Raw genomic sequence first — 14,612 nt, 5'->3', positions numbered from 1 at the left:
GAATGCGCGCTCAGTGCAGTTCGCCGAACTGCGTGGCACTCAGACCGGGGCTGCGCTCACCTTCTTCCGTGCTGTGGTCGAACGGCTCCATCGCCTCGGTGTCTTCGTAGCCGGTGAGCCGCGCCGTGCTGCGGCCGCGCCATGAAATGCCCTTGGCCTTGATCTGCGTCAGCTCCTCCTCGCGGCGCAAGGCCTGTTCGGTCTGGGCTTCCATGCGCGCCGCCGCTTCGGCGCGTTTGTTGTTGATGGACTCCATGAGCGCACGCTTGAAAGCCTCGATCTCATCGGGCTGCAGCGGCTCGTGCCGATTGCCGGATTTCGGCGTGGGCACCGCAACGCGCGCAGCCGCAGGCTCGGCATGCACCTGCGGGGCCGCTCGGCCGGCATTGACGGGCTGCTCGATGACAGGGACCGCTACCGCTGCTGCTGTCGCCGGCACGACCGGTTGGGGACGCGCCGTCGGCACACCGATGGCCACGTGGTCGTTCATGCGCCAGTACACCGCCGATACGAGGATGTTGAACCGCATCTTGGCGGTCTGCGCAACCATGACTTCGATCTCGCTCAGGCGCATGGAATCGCGGCCGTAATCGCGCGCGAGATCCATCATCACGATGAACTGGCCGCCGCGCGGGTCGAGCGACAGCACCTTGAACTTGTAGCTGGACGACAGGACACCGGCCCGCACCATCGCTTCGCGCACCACGCCATACAGGCGCTCGCGCTGCTCCATGCGGTCGGTGCGGCGCTTGCCGGGCTCCGGCGGATTGACGCGGGCCGTGCCGGCCAGATCGTCCGCGTGCGCATTCGCGCCCTGGCGCACGGGTCGCGTCGCCTCCTGGCGGGAAAACCCCGTCGAATCTTCATCCATCGTCCCGGCGGAACGTGCCCTGCGCGAAAACCAACCCATCAACGACATATCCGGACCTCTCAACGTCTGTTTTTTCACCGCGCACCCGTGAGGCAACGCGATGGAACACCGTACTCCTGATGTTTTATGCCGGGCACACAGCAAGTTTCGCGCCGTCCGGCGGCACGCGTGCGCCGCCCGGCGGGCAAATGTTTCAGGGGCCTTTCAGACGACTGAAAAGCCCCCGACTGCGATGCTTTTGACTTACGCGAGCTTGTGCCCGCACTCTCCGCAGAAGGCGTCGCCCGGGACAAACGGCGCGCCGCACTGGGCGCATTTGTAGACGGGCGCGGGCTCCGACGGGGCGATGGCCGGTGCCGGCGGCACGGGCAGGTCAGCCACGGAAGCCGGTGGCGACGAGGGCGCAGGCGGCGTCACAGGAGCCGCCACAGGAGACGGTGGCGGCGATGCAGTTGCCGGGGAGGAAGCCGAAGCCTGGGCGGCCGCTGCAGCAGCTGTGGCCTGCGCGCGCAGGTCCTCGGCTTTGCGCTTGGCCGCATCCACCTTCTCACGCAACTGCGCTTCCATGCCCTCGACATCGACGCCCTGCAGATTGCCCAGATAGACCTGGCAGCAGCCGCGCAAGTAGACCAGCGCCGGCAGGCTGAACGCGATCGCATAGACGACGCCGCCGCCGATGCCTGCGGCCAGCATGTAGCTGCCGCTGCGTCCACCGCCGTAGTCACCCATGCCACCGAGGCCGCCCATCATTCCCATCATGCCGCCCATGTCCAGGATGGCGGCAGACATGCCGCCGGTGACCAGCGTGCCGCTCACCATGATGAGCGCGATGAAACCGCCGACGACGCCAACGAGGAAGAACAGCAACGCCATCATGATCAGCACGTTGACGATGCGGCTGCGCGCGATGGCCAGCAACCGCGACACGGTCTGCATCGTGCCCGCGCCGTCCCAAACCGCAGGCGCGGAAAGCGGGAACACCACGGCATAGAGCGCGAAGATCGCCACCCCGACGATCACCACGCTCACGGGGAACACCACCGTGTACAGCAGCGGCCCGATGAACGGGATCTTGCAGATGAGCAACACGATCGCCAGCGCCAGCAGGCCCAGCAGGTAGATCGCCGCAAACAACAGCAGGGCCAGCAGCAACCTGTGGCTCGTGGCCAGCGACGTCACCAGCGCCGCCACGATCGGGCGGGAACGCAGGCCTTTGGCCTCGTCCATGATCATGATGCCAGCCGCGTTGGCGCCGTAGAACGCCACGCCAGCACCCGCCAGGAAGAACAGTGCGCCCGCGAGGAAGCCGATCTTCACCGCAAGCAGTGCGCCCAGGCCCCACACCAGCGCGCCTGCCACCAGGGCACCCAGCATCACCAGCAAGGCGCGCACATTGCGCACCGCGTCCACCGCCGACAGCAGGCTGCCGGCACTTGAGAGTTGTTGGCTGATCGACATGAAATTCCTTCCTGCTACTGCTTGCTTTCCGGGGTTTGCTCGAATCCGTTGCGGTGCGGACGCTGCCTAGTTCGCCTGTTGCTCACGCTCGCGCCGGGCCTTCTCTTCTTCACGCAGTTGCACGCACTGCGGATGGTTGGTGAATTGGGGTGAGCGGCATTGCTCGGCCATGCACAGGGCCATCGCCAGGAACACGCGCTTGCCGCACGCCTCACGCGGGCTGGCAGGGCCCGCCGGCTGCGGGACGGGCGTTGCCAGCTGCGGCGGCGGAAGCGGCGCGGGCCTGGGCGGCGGAACTGCCGCCGCGGGCGCAGGCGATGTCACTACCGGTGCGCTGTTCTGTGAGGCTTTCGGCGCCGGTTTCGGCTCGGGACGCGGAGCGGGCGCAGGGGCAGGTCTGGGGGCTGCCGGTGCGGCCGCCTTGGCCGCCGGTGGTACCGGCCCGGCGGGTGGCACAGGGGGCGGCGGGGGCGCGGCGGGCTCCGCTGCCGGAGCCGGCACAACGGGCGCGGGGGTCGGAGGCGTCACAGGAACCGGCGCTGCCGGGGCCGTCACCGGCTCGGTGGTCGGCTTGCCCTTGCCGCCCACAAAGAACCATACAGCCCCGGCGATCACGAGGATCGCCAGCACGATGCCCACAATGAGCCCGGCGTTGCCGGACGATTTCGGCGGCTCTTCCGGCCAGAGGGGCGGCGGCGACGGCGGGGACTGGGGAAACAGTGGCGGAAGGGCCGGAGGGGGCAGTGGTGTCGGGGCGGCCACCGGGGACGGCGTCGGGCTTGGGCTTGGGCTTGGGGGTAGGGACGCGGGCACCTCCGGAGCCTGGGGCGCTGGCACCACGAGCCGTGTGCCACAGGATTTGCAGAATTTCGTGCCTTCGGCGTTGATCGCCTGGCAGGCAGTGCAGACAAGACTCATCGATCCCTCCCGTACAACGTTCCCATCCCGGTTGCGGCCGGATATCTGGAGTATGTGGGGAAGGCCGGGCTCGCGCAATCCGCGAGGCTCGGCGCGCGCGGGACGCTGTCTGGTTCTGTGCCCGGTCGCTCAGGTCACCGTCACGCGCTTGGGCTTGTTCGCCAGACGCTTGGCGATGACGGAGCCCAGGCCCATCACGATTTCGAGTGCGATCACGGGCTGGCGGTTGGCCAGTTCGGTGAACCGGATCGGCGTGAGGCTCCAGAGCTTGCAGGGGCCGGTGGCGATCACGCTGGCCGTGCGCGGCAAACGCGAGAAGAAGGCGCCTTCGCCGACCACCGAGCCGGGGTTGATCAGCGCGAGCTTCATGTTGCCGTCCTCGTCTTCCACGTGCACGCTGAGCGAGCCGCTTTCGATGAGGTAGAGCGTGCGGTCGGGCGAGCCCTGATCGATCAGCACCTGCCCCGCGGCCAGCGTGAACGGTTGCATGTACGCGGCCACCACTTCCCATTGCTGAGGTGTGAGGTTGACGTTGAAGGCGTCATACACGTTGTTGCGCGACACCGCCTGGATCAGGTCCTGGATATTGAACTTCGAAGAAGCAGGCAGCATGGCGAATGGAGGGGCTAAAAAGCTCATGGCGGGCCGGTCAAACGATCGGTAACAAATAGGTTAACACGCTTTGCGACACGGGGTGTCGGCCCCTGCGACGCAATTTGTTGCCGGAGGATACAAAAATGTCACGCCACGCCCATCCGGCTTTGCGCGCCGCTATTTCCCGATGCAGAAGCTGGAGAAGATCACGCCCAGCAGATCGTCGGACGTGAACTCGCCGGTGATTTCGTTCAATGCATTCTGGGCCAGGCGGAGTTCCTCGGCGAGCAGGTCGAGTGGGAGGCCCGGCGCACCCAAGTGCGATGCCGCGCCGTCCAGATGTGCACCGACCGCGCGCAATGCCTGCAGGTGCCGCTCGCGTGCGATGTAGATGCCTTCGGGCGCGGACTGCCAGCCCACCACATCCAGCAACTGGCGGCGCAACGCGTCCAGCCCCGTGCCGGCCTTGGCCGAAATGCGCACGCCGCTGCGCGGCGCATGGGCAGGCGCGGCATCCTGCTTGTTCCAGACGTGGATGACGGGCACCTGCTGCGGCAGCAGTTCCGACAAGCGGCGCGCAATGGCAGCGTCTGCCTCGGTGTAGTCGGCCGCATCGATGCGCGTGAGGTCGTGCAGGAAGAGCACGGCATCGGCGTCTTCGATCTGGCTCCATGCGCGCGTGATGCCGATGCGCTCCACTTCGTCGTCGCTCTCGCGCAGGCCGGCCGTGTCCACCACGTGGATGGGCACACCTTCGATCTGGATGGTCTGGCCGAGCACGTCGCGCGTGGTGCCGGCGACGGCCGTGACGATGGCGAGCTCCGCACCGGCCAGCGCATTGAGCAGTGAGCTCTTGCCCGCGTTCGGCTGCCCCGCGATGACGACCTTGATGCCCTCGCGCAGCAGCGCCCCTTGGCGCGCGCGGTGCATCACGGCTGTCACGGATTGCTGGAGCTTGAGCAACTGCCCGTTCGCGTCGGCTTTCTGCAGGAAGTCGATTTCCTCGTCGGGGAAGTCGAGCGTGGCTTCGACCAGCATGCGCAGGTGCACGAGCGCGTCGCGCAGCCCATGGATTTCCTGCGAGAACGCGCCCGAGAGCGAACGCCCCGCAGAGCGGGCTGCGGCTTCGGTGCTCGCGTCGATCAGGTCGGCGATGGCCTCGGCTTGCGCAAGGTCGATCTTGCCGTTGAGGAACGCGCGTTCGGTGAATTCGCCCGGCCGCGCGGGCCGTATTCCGATGGCGGCGCCCGCTTCGAGGCAGCGCGCCAGCAGCAGTTGCAGCACGACCGGCCCGCCGTGCGCCTGCAGCTCGAGCACGTCTTCGCCGGTGTAGCTGTTCGGGCCCGGGAAGTGGATCGCCAGGCCATGATCGATGGCTTCGCCGCGTGCATCACGGAAGGGCAGGTAGGTCGCCTCGCGCGGCTTGAGGCTGCGGCCGCACAAGGCCTGCGCCACCGACGACACGTCCTTGCCAGACACGCGCACGATGCCGACGGCCCCGCGCCCGGGAGCGGTGGCGATGGCAGCGATGGTGTCGGAGTGGTGGGCCAGCATGGTGGTGGCGTCTAGCTTACGTCAGTCAGATGAGGGGCCGGTGAGCCCATGAACGAAAAAGACCGCCGCAGCGGTCTTTTTGCGAAGGTTTGTCCGGGTTCAGGACGAGAACTTCGGCAGGTTGAACTGCGGCGGCACGCCCATGCGCGTGTTGATGATCCATTGCTGCGCGATCGACAGCACGTTGTTCGTGATCCAGTACAGCACCAGGCCGGCCGGGAAGAAGAAGAACATCACGCTGAAGACGAGCGGCATCAGCCACATCAGCTTGGCCTGCATCGGGTCCGGCGGCGCGGGATTGAGCGCTGTCTGCAGCAGCGTGGTGAGCGTCATGAACACCGGCAGGATGAAGAACGGGTCGGGCGTGGACAGGTCCTTGATCCAGAGGATCCAGGGCGCGTTGCGCATCTCGACACTGGCCAGCAGCACCCAATACAGCGCGATGAACACGGGAATCTGGATCATGATGGGGAAGCAGCCGCCCATCGGATTGACCTTCTCCTCGCGGTAGATGCGCATCATCTCCTGCTGCATCTGCTGCGGTTTGTCCTTCAGCCGCTCGCGCATTTCCATGATCTTCGGGTTGATGGCCTTCATCTTGGCCATGCTGGCGTACGCCTTCGCGTTGAGCCAGTAGAACAGGATCTTGAGCACGAGCACCAGCGCCACGATGGACCAGCCCCAATTGCCGATGAAGCCGTGCAGCTTGTCGAGCAACCAGTACAGCGGTTTGGCCAGGATCGTCAGCCAGCCGTAGTCCTTCACGAGTTCGAGTCCGGGCGTGAGTGATTCGAGCAGCTTCTCTTCCTGCGGGCCCGCGAAGAGACGCGCTTCAACCGTCTTCGTCGCGCCGGGCGCGATCGGTTCGAGCGGCGCGATCATGCCGACGGAGTAGAGGTTCGTGTCCACCTTGCGCATGAACAGGTCGCGCTTGATGCCGTCGGCCAGCAGCCAGGCGCTTGCGAAGTAGTGCTGCACCATGGCGACGTAGCCGTCGGAAGACGACTTCACGAAATCGGCCTTGCCTTTCTCGATGTCGGAGAACTCGATCTTCTGGAATTTCTTCTCGGCGGTATAGACGGCCGGGCCGGTGAAGGTCGAATAGAACGACGACTCGCCCGGCGGCTTGTTGCCGTCGCGCACGAGCTGCAGATACAGCTGGGCGGCCAGCGGTGCGCTGCCGGTGTTGACGATGTCGTGGCGCACGGCGATGTCGTAGGCGCCACGCCGCAGCGTGTAGGTCTTCACCAGTTTCGCGCCGCCCTGCTCGGGCGATTCGAAGCGCAGCACCAGTTCGTCCTGGCCGTCCTTCAGGGCACGATCGCCGGTGAACGTCATGAGCGTCTTGTGCGTGGGCAGCGGTGACGCGCCGCCGATGAGACCGGTCTGCGCGAGGTACACGCGATCGCGGCTTTCGTCGAACAACACGAAGTCGCGCGTCTTGTCGTTCATGTCGACGTGCTTGAGCAACTCGCCGCGCACCAGCGCCCCGCCTTCGGTGTCGAAGCTCAGCTTGAGCACGTCGGTGGTGACCTCGATGCGTTCACGCGCGGGCGCGCTCGGCGTCGGCGCGACCGGGCTGCCGCCGGGAACCGCCGCAGCGCCCGTGGCACCGGCAGCGGGCGTGGAGGTCGCCGAGGGAACCGATGAACTGCTGCTCGAGGCACTGGCCACCGGCGCGCTGGGCGTTTCGGGCGTCGACGTGGTGGCCACAGCTTCGGCCTTGGGGGGCGAGGGAAAAAAGGTCGCGGCGCGGCCGTTGTGGACCTGCCACTGGTCCCACAGCAGCACCATGGAGAAACCAAAGATCACCCACAGGATGGTTCGGCGAATATCGTTCATGAAAACTTACTTTGGGGAAATTAACCGGGAGAAAAGGCGCGGACGGTCTGCAGGCACGGGATCGTGGCCACCTTCGCACCAGGGATGGCAGCGCACCAGGCGTGCCAGGGTGAGATAACTGCCCATCGCCGCGCCATGGCGTTCGAGGGCTTGCAGCGAGTAGGCGGAACAGGTGGGCTCGAACCGGCAGGCGCTGCCCAGCCAGGGACTCAGCAACAGCCGGTAGCCCTTGACCCCACCGATGAGCAGCATGCGCATCATGCGGCAGCCCTTTGGGTGGCGTCCACACGCAGCGGTCCGGCGACGCGCGAAAACAGCTGCTGCAACTCTTCGCGCACAGCCTGCTTAAGACGATCCGACGTGGCGCTCGCAAACTGCTGTCGATCGAAAGTCGAACGCAGCCGCACCACATGGGCGGCCTGCGGAAGACGCGATTCGAAAGACGCGCTCACGTTGTAGATCTGGCGCTTGATGGCATTGCGTGTCACGGCCCGCTTGGCCCAGCGCTTGGGAACGACTGCACCGATCCAGACATCCTGCACGGCAAACAGGGCCTGCGGTCTCGGAGACCCAGGCCCTGCGGCTTGTTGCATGGCTTGCTGCTCGACGGCTTCCACGGTGGGAAGCGCCACGCGGTGCAGCGCGAAGTGCACTGTGCGCGATACCGTGCTGCCTGACATGACCGCCTCGAACTGCGGGCGCGTTTTCAGACGCTGCACGGTGGGCCCGTGGGCCTCAGACGGCCAGGCGCTTGCGGCCCTTGGCGCGGCGGGCGTTGATCACGGCGCGGCCGCCACGGGTCTTCATGCGAACGAGAAAGCCGTGGGTGCGAGCGCGGCGAACCTTGGATGCTTGATAGGTGCGTTTCATTTCTAACTTCCTTTGGGGAACCCGCGATTATCGCAAAATTCCTGTGGTCCGGCAATGTCTTGCGCGGCTTTTGCAATGCGCTGCTCCAACTTTTCAGGATCCGGAACGGATGGTCCTCCAACTTGTGGATAAATCCTTGAAAAGGCTACAATCCGGGGTACTTCCCATAAAGAATATCCACAAAGCGACAGCATTCATGACCGAGGGACAAAACCCCAGCCTGGCGGCTGGCAACGGGCAGGACGTGGGCCTCAGCCTGTGGCAGGCCTGCGTTGACCAGCTGGCTCAGGAACTGTCGGAACAGCAGTTCAACACCTGGATCAAGCCCCTGGCTGCGCAAGTAGCTGGCGACCTCTCCAAGGTCACGATTTTCGTGGCCAACCGCTTCAAGCTCGACTGGATCCGTGCCCAGTATGCCGGCCGCATCTCCAGCCTGCTCGAAAAGCTCTACGGCCAACCCATCCAGGTCGAGTTGGCGCTCACCCCCCGTGAAACGCCCGTCCGTACTTATTCACCGCCCATTGCTTCCGAGGTTTCGTCTGTGGCTGAACCGGCGGGTCTGGGTGACGATGGCAGCCTGCAGCCATTCAAGTCTCGCCTGAATTCGGCCCTGACCTTCGACACCCTGGTCGAAGGTACGGCCAACCGGATGGCCCGTGCCGCAGCCATGCACGTGGCAGGTACCCCCGGCCAGCTCTACAACCCGCTGTTCATCTACGGTGGCGTCGGTCTGGGCAAGACCCACCTGATGCACGCTGTGGGTAACCGGCTGCTGGCCGACCGGGCAGACGCCAAAGTTCTCTACATCCATGCCGAACAGTTCGTCTCGGATGTGGTTAAGGCCTACCAGCGCAAGACTTTCGACGAGTTCAAGGAGCGCTACCACTCGCTGGACCTGCTGCTCATCGATGACGTGCAGTTCTTCGCCAACAAGGACCGGACGCAGGAAGAGTTCTTCAACGCGTTCGAGGCGCTGCTGGCCAAGAAGTCGCACATCGTGATGACGAGTGACACGTATCCCAAGGGTCTGGTGGACATCCACGAGCGGCTGGTTTCGCGTTTCGACTCCGGGCTGACCGTGGCCATCGAGCCGCCCGAGCTCGAGATGCGCGTGGCCATCCTGATCAACAAGGCGCGGGCCGAAGCGTCGGAGATGCCCGAAGAAGTGGCATTCTTCGTTGCGAAGAACGTCCGCTCCAACGTGCGCGAACTCGAAGGCGCGCTGCGCAAGATCCTGGCGTACTCGCGCTTCAACCAGAAGGACGTGTCGATCCAGCTGGCACGCGAAGCGCTGCGTGACCTGCTGTCCATCCAGAACCGGCAGATCAGCGTCGAGAACATCCAGAAGACGGTGGCCGACTATTACAAGATCAAGGTCGCCGACATGTATTCGAAGAAGCGGCCGACCAGCATCGCGCGGCCGCGCCAGATTGCCATGTATCTGGCCAAGGAACTCACCCAGAAAAGCCTGCCCGAGATCGGTGAACTCTTCGGCGGCCGTGACCACACGACCGTGCTTCATGCCGTGCGCAAGATCTCGGCTGAACGCCAGCAACTCACCGAGCTGAACCAGCAGTTGCACGTGCTGGAACAGACACTCAAGGGCTGAAGGAATGAACTGGATAACAACTCTGGGGATAGTTCTGGAACAAGTGCCTGCTTATCCACAGGGGCCGGCTTTCCGGCCAGGTTGTCCCCATTCGCGGTACGGCGCGAAAGCACGGCTGCACACAGGCAAAGCCAGATGGCAAGTGCTTGATAAAAAAGGCGAAAATGCTGTTTTCCCCAGCGCCCTGCGTTCCTTATCTACTACTACTAATTTGATTTAAAGAATTAAAGAAGAGGTTGACATGATCGTCCTGAAGGCAACACAAGACAAAGTCCTCTCGGTTCTGCAGTCGGTCGCTGGCATCGTGGAGCGCAGGCATACACTGCCCATCCTTGCCAATGTGCTCATACGCAAGACGGGCAGTTCATTGCAGCTGACAACCAGCGACCTGGAGATCCAGATCCGCACCACGGCCGAACTCGATGGCGATAGCGGCAGCTTCACCACCACGGTCGGTGCCCGCAAGCTCATCGACATCCTGCGCACCATGCCTGCAGACCAGACGGTGTCGCTGGAATCCTCGCAGTCCAAGCTGATCCTCAAGGGCGGCAAGAGCAAGTTCACGCTGCAGACGCTGCCGGCCGAGGACTTCCCGCTGGTGCAGGAAGCCGCCAACTTCGGTCCTGCCTTCAGCGTGCCGCAGAAGACGCTGAAGGACCTGCTCAACCAGGTCTCGTTCGCGATGGCCGTGCACGACATCCGCTACTACCTCAACGGCATCCTGTTCGTGGCCGAAGGCAAGCAGTTGAGCCTGGTGGCCACGGACGGCCACCGCCTCGCGTTCGCATCGGCCACACTCGACGTCGAAGTGCCGCGCCAGGAAGTGATCCTGCCGCGCAAGACGGTGCTCGAGCTGCAGCGCCTGCTGAGCGATGCCGAAGGCGCGATCGAGATGCAGTTCGCGAACAACCAGGCCAAGTTCAGCTTTGACGGCATGGAGTTCGTCACCAAGCTGGTCGAGGGCAAGTTCCCCGACTACAACCGCGTGATCCCGAAGAACCACAAGAACAGCATCACGCTGGGCCGTGCGCCGCTGCTGGCCAGCCTGCAACGTACCGCCATCCTGACCAGCGAGAAGTTCAAGGGCGTGCGCCTGAACATCGAGCCGGGCACGCTGCGCGTGGCGAGCAACAACGCCGAGCAGGAAGAGGCCGTGGACGAACTCGACATCGACTATGGCGGCGACGCCATCGAGATCGGCTTCAACGTCACATACCTCATCGACGCGCTGGCCAACATGGACCAGGAGATGGTGAAGGTCGAACTCGCGGATTCGAACAGTTCTGCGCTGCTCACCATCCCTGAGAACGCGAACTTCAAGTACGTCGTGATGCCCATGCGGATTTGATCCACACCGAAGCGGCCTGGCGGCCGTCTCCCCTCAGGGGGCCACACCGACGGCCTGGCAAAGCCGGTTCCGTGGTGTTCTGGAATAAAGAGTTCCTTGCCAAGAAATTTTGAATCGATCGAACATGTCCGAAGAGAATCAGCAGCAGAACACCGGCGAGGGCTACACCACCCAGCCCAAGATCGACGCGAACCAGGCAGGCGCTTCGGAGGGTTACGGCGAAGGCGCGATCCAGATCCTCGAAGGCCTGGAAGCTGTGCGCAAGCGGCCTGGCATGTACATCGGCGATACGTCGGACGGCACCGGCCTGCATCACCTGGTGTTCGAGGTGGTGGACAACTCCATCGACGAAGCGCTCGCTGGTCATTGCGACGACATCGTCGTCACGATCCACACCGACAACTCGATCAGTGTGGTGGACAACGGCCGGGGCATCCCGACCGGCGTGAAGATGGACGACAAGCACGAGCCCAAGCGCTCGGCGGCCGAGATCGCGCTGACCGAACTGCACGCGGGCGGCAAGTTCAACCAGAACAGCTACAAGGTGTCGGGTGGCCTGCACGGCGTGGGCGTGTCCTGCGTGAACGCGCTGTCCAAGTGGCTGCGCCTGACGGTGCGCCGCGAAGGCAAGGTTCATCTGCTCGAATTCGCCAAGGGCGCAGTGCAGGGCCGTCTGCTCGAGACGGTGAGCGGCGCGGAAGTCTCGCCCATGAAGGTCACGGGTGAGACCGAGAAGCGCGGCACCGAAGTGCACTTCCTGCCGGACACCGAAATCTTCCAGCAGAACAACGACTTCCATTACGAAATCCTCAGCAAGCGCCTGCGTGAACTGAGCTTCCTGAACAACGGCGTGCGCATCCGCCTGCTCGACGAACGCAGCGGCAAGAGCGATGACTTCTCCGGTGCGGGCGGTGTGAAGGGCTTCGTGGACTTCATCAATGCCGGCAAGCGCGTGCTGCACCCGACGGTGTTCCATGCGATCGGTGAGCGGCCTGCGGACAGTTACGGCGGCATCGCCGGCACCAGCATCGGCGTCGAAGTGGCGATGCAGTGGAACGACGGCTACAACGAGAGCGTGCTCTGCTTCACCAACAACATCCCGCAGCGTGACGGCGGTACCCACCTGACCGGCCTGCGTGCGGCGATGACGCGTGTCATCAACAAGTACATCGAAGAGCAGGAATTCGCGAAGAAGGCCAAGGTCGAGATCAGCGGCGACGACATGCGCGAAGGCCTGTGCTGCGTGCTGTCGGTGAAGGTGCCCGAGCCGAAGTTCTCGAGCCAGACGAAAGACAAGCTGGTGTCCAGCGAAGTGCGTGCGCCGGTGGAAGACATCGTGGCCCGCGCACTCAACGACTACCTGCAGGAGCGCCCCAACGACGCGAAGATCATCTGCGGCAAGATCGTCGAAGCTGCCAAGGCACGCGAAGCCGCACGCAAGGCGCGTGAAATGACACGCCGCAAGGGCGTGCTCGACGGCATGGGCCTGCCGGGCAAGCTGGCGGATTGCCAGGAAAAAGATCCGGCGATGTGCGAGATCTACATCGTCGAGGGTGACTCTGCCGGTGGTTCCGCCAAGCAGGGCCGCGACCGGAAGTTCCAGGCCATCCTGCCGCTGCGCGGCAAGATCCTGAACGTGGAGAAGGCGCGCTACGAGAAGCTGCTGACCTCCAACGAAATCCTCACGCTCATCACGGCGCTGGGTACCGGCATCGGCAAGGCTGGTGGCGGTGGTGGAACTGGCGGTGCCGACGACTTCAACGTCGACAAGTTGCGCTACCACCGCATCATCATCATGACCGACGCCGACGTGGACGGCGCGCACATCCGCACGCTGCTGCTGACCTTCTTCTACCGCCAGATGCCCGAGCTGGTGGAACGTGGCCACATCTACATCGCGCAGCCGCCGCTCTACAAGGTGAAGGCCGGCAAGGAAGAGCTGTACCTCAAGGACGCTTCCGCGCTCGACGGCTTCCTGCTGCGCGTGGCGCTCAACGGCGCATCGGTCTTCACTGGTGGCGCTGCCGCGCAGACGATCAGCGGCGAAACGCTGGCCGAACTCGCGCGCAAGCACCAGATTTCCGAGGCGGTGATCGCGCGCCTGGGCGGCTTCATGGATGCCGAGGCGCTGCGTGCGATTGCCGACGGCGTGTCGCTCAACCTCGACTCGGTGGCCGAAGCCGAAGCCTCCGCCGTGGCGCTGCAGGCCAAGCTGCGGGAGCTGTCGGTCAGCGGTGTGCCTGCCGAAGTGGCGGGTGAGTTCGACGTGCGCACCGACAAGCCCATCCTGCGCATCAGCCGGCGCCATCACGGCAACGTGAAGAGCAGCGTCATCACGCAGGACTTCGTGCACGGCGCGGACTACGCGGCGCTGGCCGAGGCGGCGCAGACCTTCCGCGGCCTGCTGGGCGACGGCGCGAAGGTGATGCGCGGCGAAGGCGAGAAGCAGAAGGACGAGAAGGTCAGCGACTTCCGCCAGGCCATGAGCTGGCTGATCGGCCAGGCCGAGAACGGCACTTCGCGCCAACGCTACAAGGGTCTGGGCGAAATGAACCCCGAGCAGCTCTGGGAAACGACGATGGACCCCGAAGTGCGCCGCCTGCTCAAGGTGCAGATCGACGACGCCATCGAAGCCGACCGGGTGTTCACCATGCTGATGGGCGACGAGGTGGAGCCGCGCCGCGACTTCATCGAGTCCAATGCCCTGCGGGCGGCCAACATCGACGTCTGAGCCAGGCAGTTGTTACCCGGCGCGGCCCGGTCCTGCAAACGCAGCGCCGGGCCGTCCTACATGCGCGGGCTGCAGACGCCGGCAAAGTAACCCGGATGTGAGTACACGCCCTCGAAAGAACCATTGAAGCGGGGGCATCTTCAACTCGTTACGGGCCCAACATTTCAGACGGCCATGTAACGCGATCGCCCGGCACACTGGTCATGTGTTCAACACGCTGCAAGAAGCAGCCAAGGAGATCAACATGTCCCATAGCCACACGAACAGGCGCTTGATGCGCACGCTTCCCCGGATCGCCGCCATCACCGGCGCGCTGGCCATCGGTCTGAGCGCACAGGCGGCGGGGCTCGGGGTTGGCGCGCAGACGGGCGTGGGTGTTGGTGTGAACGCCGGTAATGCGGTGGGCGCCAACGTCGGCGTCTCGACAGGTGCCAATGTGGGCATCGGTGCAGAGACCCGCTCGCGAGCCCAAGGCCAGGTGAGCGGCGGTGCCAATGCCCAGGGCAACGCAACCGGCAATGCGAACGTGAGCGCCAGCGACCGCGGCGTGGTAGATGGCGCGCGCAACGCCGGCCAGAAAGCCACCGAAGGCGTGAAGCGCGCGGGCCGTGCGACGCGGGATGCCGCGGGCGACGCCGCCAGTTCCGTGGGCAACACGGTGGGTGGTGCAGCCGGCAGCGTCGATGCCGACGTGAACGCCCGTGCGCGTAGCAGCGGTTCGGTTCGCACCCAGTAAGCTGAGTCGATAGCCGCATCGGCTGAGTCGATCGGCACCTGAGCCGGCCCTCCATCAGGAGGGCCGGCTTTCGTCTGGGGG

The 14,612-nt window shown here is 64.6% G+C and carries 13 protein-coding genes; 4 read left to right on the top strand and 9 right to left on the bottom strand.

Features of this window, described 5'->3' with window-relative positions; genetic code table 11:
• Positions 1-10: 10 nt before the first annotated feature.
• The 9 genes from ACO2Q9_RS14820 to rpmH all read right to left on the bottom strand — a co-directional run bounded on the left by ACO2Q9_RS14820 (position 11) and on the right by rpmH (position 8,107).
• Positions 11-871, bottom strand: coding sequence for a hypothetical protein (locus ACO2Q9_RS14820; RefSeq protein ID WP_423312575.1), 861 nt, complete (start codon positions 869-871; stop codon positions 11-13).
• 243 nt (positions 872-1,114) lie between these two features.
• Positions 1,115-2,329 carry a hypothetical protein gene (locus ACO2Q9_RS14815; RefSeq protein ID WP_423312574.1) on the bottom strand — a complete coding sequence of 405 codons (1,215 nt, stop codon included), beginning with the start codon at positions 2,327-2,329 and terminating at the stop codon, positions 1,115-1,117.
• A 66-nt stretch (positions 2,330-2,395) separates the two neighbouring features.
• On the bottom strand, positions 2,396-2,959 hold the full coding sequence (locus tag ACO2Q9_RS14810) for a hypothetical protein (protein ID WP_423312573.1): 564 nt from the start codon (positions 2,957-2,959) through the stop codon (positions 2,396-2,398).
• A 417-nt stretch (positions 2,960-3,376) separates the two neighbouring features.
• Entirely contained in the window at positions 3,377-3,859 is a 483-nt protein-coding gene (locus tag ACO2Q9_RS14805) for a Crp/Fnr family transcriptional regulator (RefSeq protein WP_423312572.1), read from the bottom strand.
• A 159-nt stretch (positions 3,860-4,018) separates the two neighbouring features.
• On the bottom strand, positions 4,019-5,395 hold the full coding sequence (gene mnmE / locus ACO2Q9_RS14800) for a tRNA uridine-5-carboxymethylaminomethyl(34) synthesis GTPase MnmE (protein ID WP_423312571.1): 1,377 nt from the start codon (positions 5,393-5,395) through the stop codon (positions 4,019-4,021).
• A 99-nt stretch (positions 5,396-5,494) separates the two neighbouring features.
• Positions 5,495-7,237 carry a membrane protein insertase YidC gene (gene yidC / locus ACO2Q9_RS14795; protein ID WP_423312570.1) on the bottom strand — a complete coding sequence of 581 codons (1,743 nt, stop codon included), beginning with the start codon at positions 7,235-7,237 and terminating at the stop codon, positions 5,495-5,497.
• 6 nt (positions 7,238-7,243) lie between these two features.
• On the bottom strand, positions 7,244-7,498 hold the full coding sequence (gene yidD / locus ACO2Q9_RS14790) for a membrane protein insertion efficiency factor YidD (RefSeq protein ID WP_423312569.1): 255 nt from the start codon (positions 7,496-7,498) through the stop codon (positions 7,244-7,246).
• Complete coding sequence (locus tag ACO2Q9_RS14785; RefSeq protein WP_423312568.1) at positions 7,495-7,956, bottom strand: ribonuclease P protein component; 462 nt, start codon at positions 7,954-7,956, stop codon at positions 7,495-7,497. The genes yidD and ACO2Q9_RS14785 overlap by 4 nt, the downstream gene beginning before the upstream one ends.
• 16 nt (positions 7,957-7,972) lie before the next feature.
• Positions 7,973-8,107 (bottom strand): 50S ribosomal protein L34, encoded by a 135-nt coding sequence (rpmH, locus tag ACO2Q9_RS14780; protein ID WP_007834827.1) that lies wholly within the window; start codon positions 8,105-8,107, stop codon positions 7,973-7,975.
• A 196-nt stretch (positions 8,108-8,303) separates the two neighbouring features.
• Between rpmH and dnaA the strand changes: the two genes are divergently transcribed.
• From dnaA to ACO2Q9_RS14760, 4 genes are all read left to right on the top strand, one after another.
• The gene (gene dnaA, locus ACO2Q9_RS14775) at positions 8,304-9,716 is read left to right on the top strand and encodes a chromosomal replication initiator protein DnaA (protein WP_423312567.1); all 1,413 of its coding nucleotides are present in this window, start codon (positions 8,304-8,306) and stop codon (positions 9,714-9,716) included.
• 241 nt (positions 9,717-9,957) lie between these two features.
• Complete coding sequence (gene dnaN / locus ACO2Q9_RS14770) at positions 9,958-11,064, top strand: DNA polymerase III subunit beta (RefSeq protein ID WP_423312566.1); 1,107 nt, start codon at positions 9,958-9,960, stop codon at positions 11,062-11,064.
• A 124-nt stretch (positions 11,065-11,188) separates the two neighbouring features.
• On the top strand, positions 11,189-13,795 hold the full coding sequence (gyrB, locus tag ACO2Q9_RS14765; protein WP_423312565.1) for a DNA topoisomerase (ATP-hydrolyzing) subunit B: 2,607 nt from the start codon (positions 11,189-11,191) through the stop codon (positions 13,793-13,795).
• Between the two features lie 244 nt (positions 13,796-14,039).
• Positions 14,040-14,531 carry a hypothetical protein gene (locus ACO2Q9_RS14760; protein ID WP_423312564.1) on the top strand — a complete coding sequence of 164 codons (492 nt, stop codon included), beginning with the start codon at positions 14,040-14,042 and terminating at the stop codon, positions 14,529-14,531.
• The last annotated feature ends 81 nt before the right edge of the window (positions 14,532-14,612 follow it).

Source organism: Variovorax sp. VNK109, assembly GCF_049445855.1.
Classification (GTDB): domain Bacteria; phylum Pseudomonadota; class Gammaproteobacteria; order Burkholderiales; family Burkholderiaceae_C; genus JAGOCV01.
This window is presented reverse-complemented; position numbering and strand designations above follow the sequence as displayed.

Coding starts and splice junctions, on each gene's coding strand:
- ACO2Q9_RS14820 (WP_423312575.1), bottom strand. CDS start 871: ATGGATGAAGATTCGACGGGGTTTTCCCGCCAGGAGGCGACGCGACCC.
- ACO2Q9_RS14815 (WP_423312574.1), bottom strand. CDS start 2,329: ATGTCGATCAGCCAACAACTCTCAAGTGCCGGCAGCCTGCTGTCGGCG.
- ACO2Q9_RS14805 (WP_423312572.1), bottom strand. CDS start 3,859: ATGCTGCCTGCTTCTTCGAAGTTCAATATCCAGGACCTGATCCAGGCG.
- mnmE (WP_423312571.1), bottom strand. CDS start 5,395: ATGCTGGCCCACCACTCCGACACCATCGCTGCCATCGCCACCGCTCCC.
- yidC (WP_423312570.1), bottom strand. CDS start 7,237: ATGAACGATATTCGCCGAACCATCCTGTGGGTGATCTTTGGTTTCTCC.
- yidD (WP_423312569.1), bottom strand. CDS start 7,498: ATGATGCGCATGCTGCTCATCGGTGGGGTCAAGGGCTACCGGCTGTTG.
- rpmH (WP_007834827.1), bottom strand. CDS start 8,107: ATGAAACGCACCTATCAAGCATCCAAGGTTCGCCGCGCTCGCACCCAC.
- dnaA (WP_423312567.1), top strand. CDS start 8,304: ATGACCGAGGGACAAAACCCCAGCCTGGCGGCTGGCAACGGGCAGGAC.
- dnaN (WP_423312566.1), top strand. CDS start 9,958: ATGATCGTCCTGAAGGCAACACAAGACAAAGTCCTCTCGGTTCTGCAG.
- gyrB (WP_423312565.1), top strand. CDS start 11,189: ATGTCCGAAGAGAATCAGCAGCAGAACACCGGCGAGGGCTACACCACC.
- ACO2Q9_RS14760 (WP_423312564.1), top strand. CDS start 14,040: ATGTCCCATAGCCACACGAACAGGCGCTTGATGCGCACGCTTCCCCGG.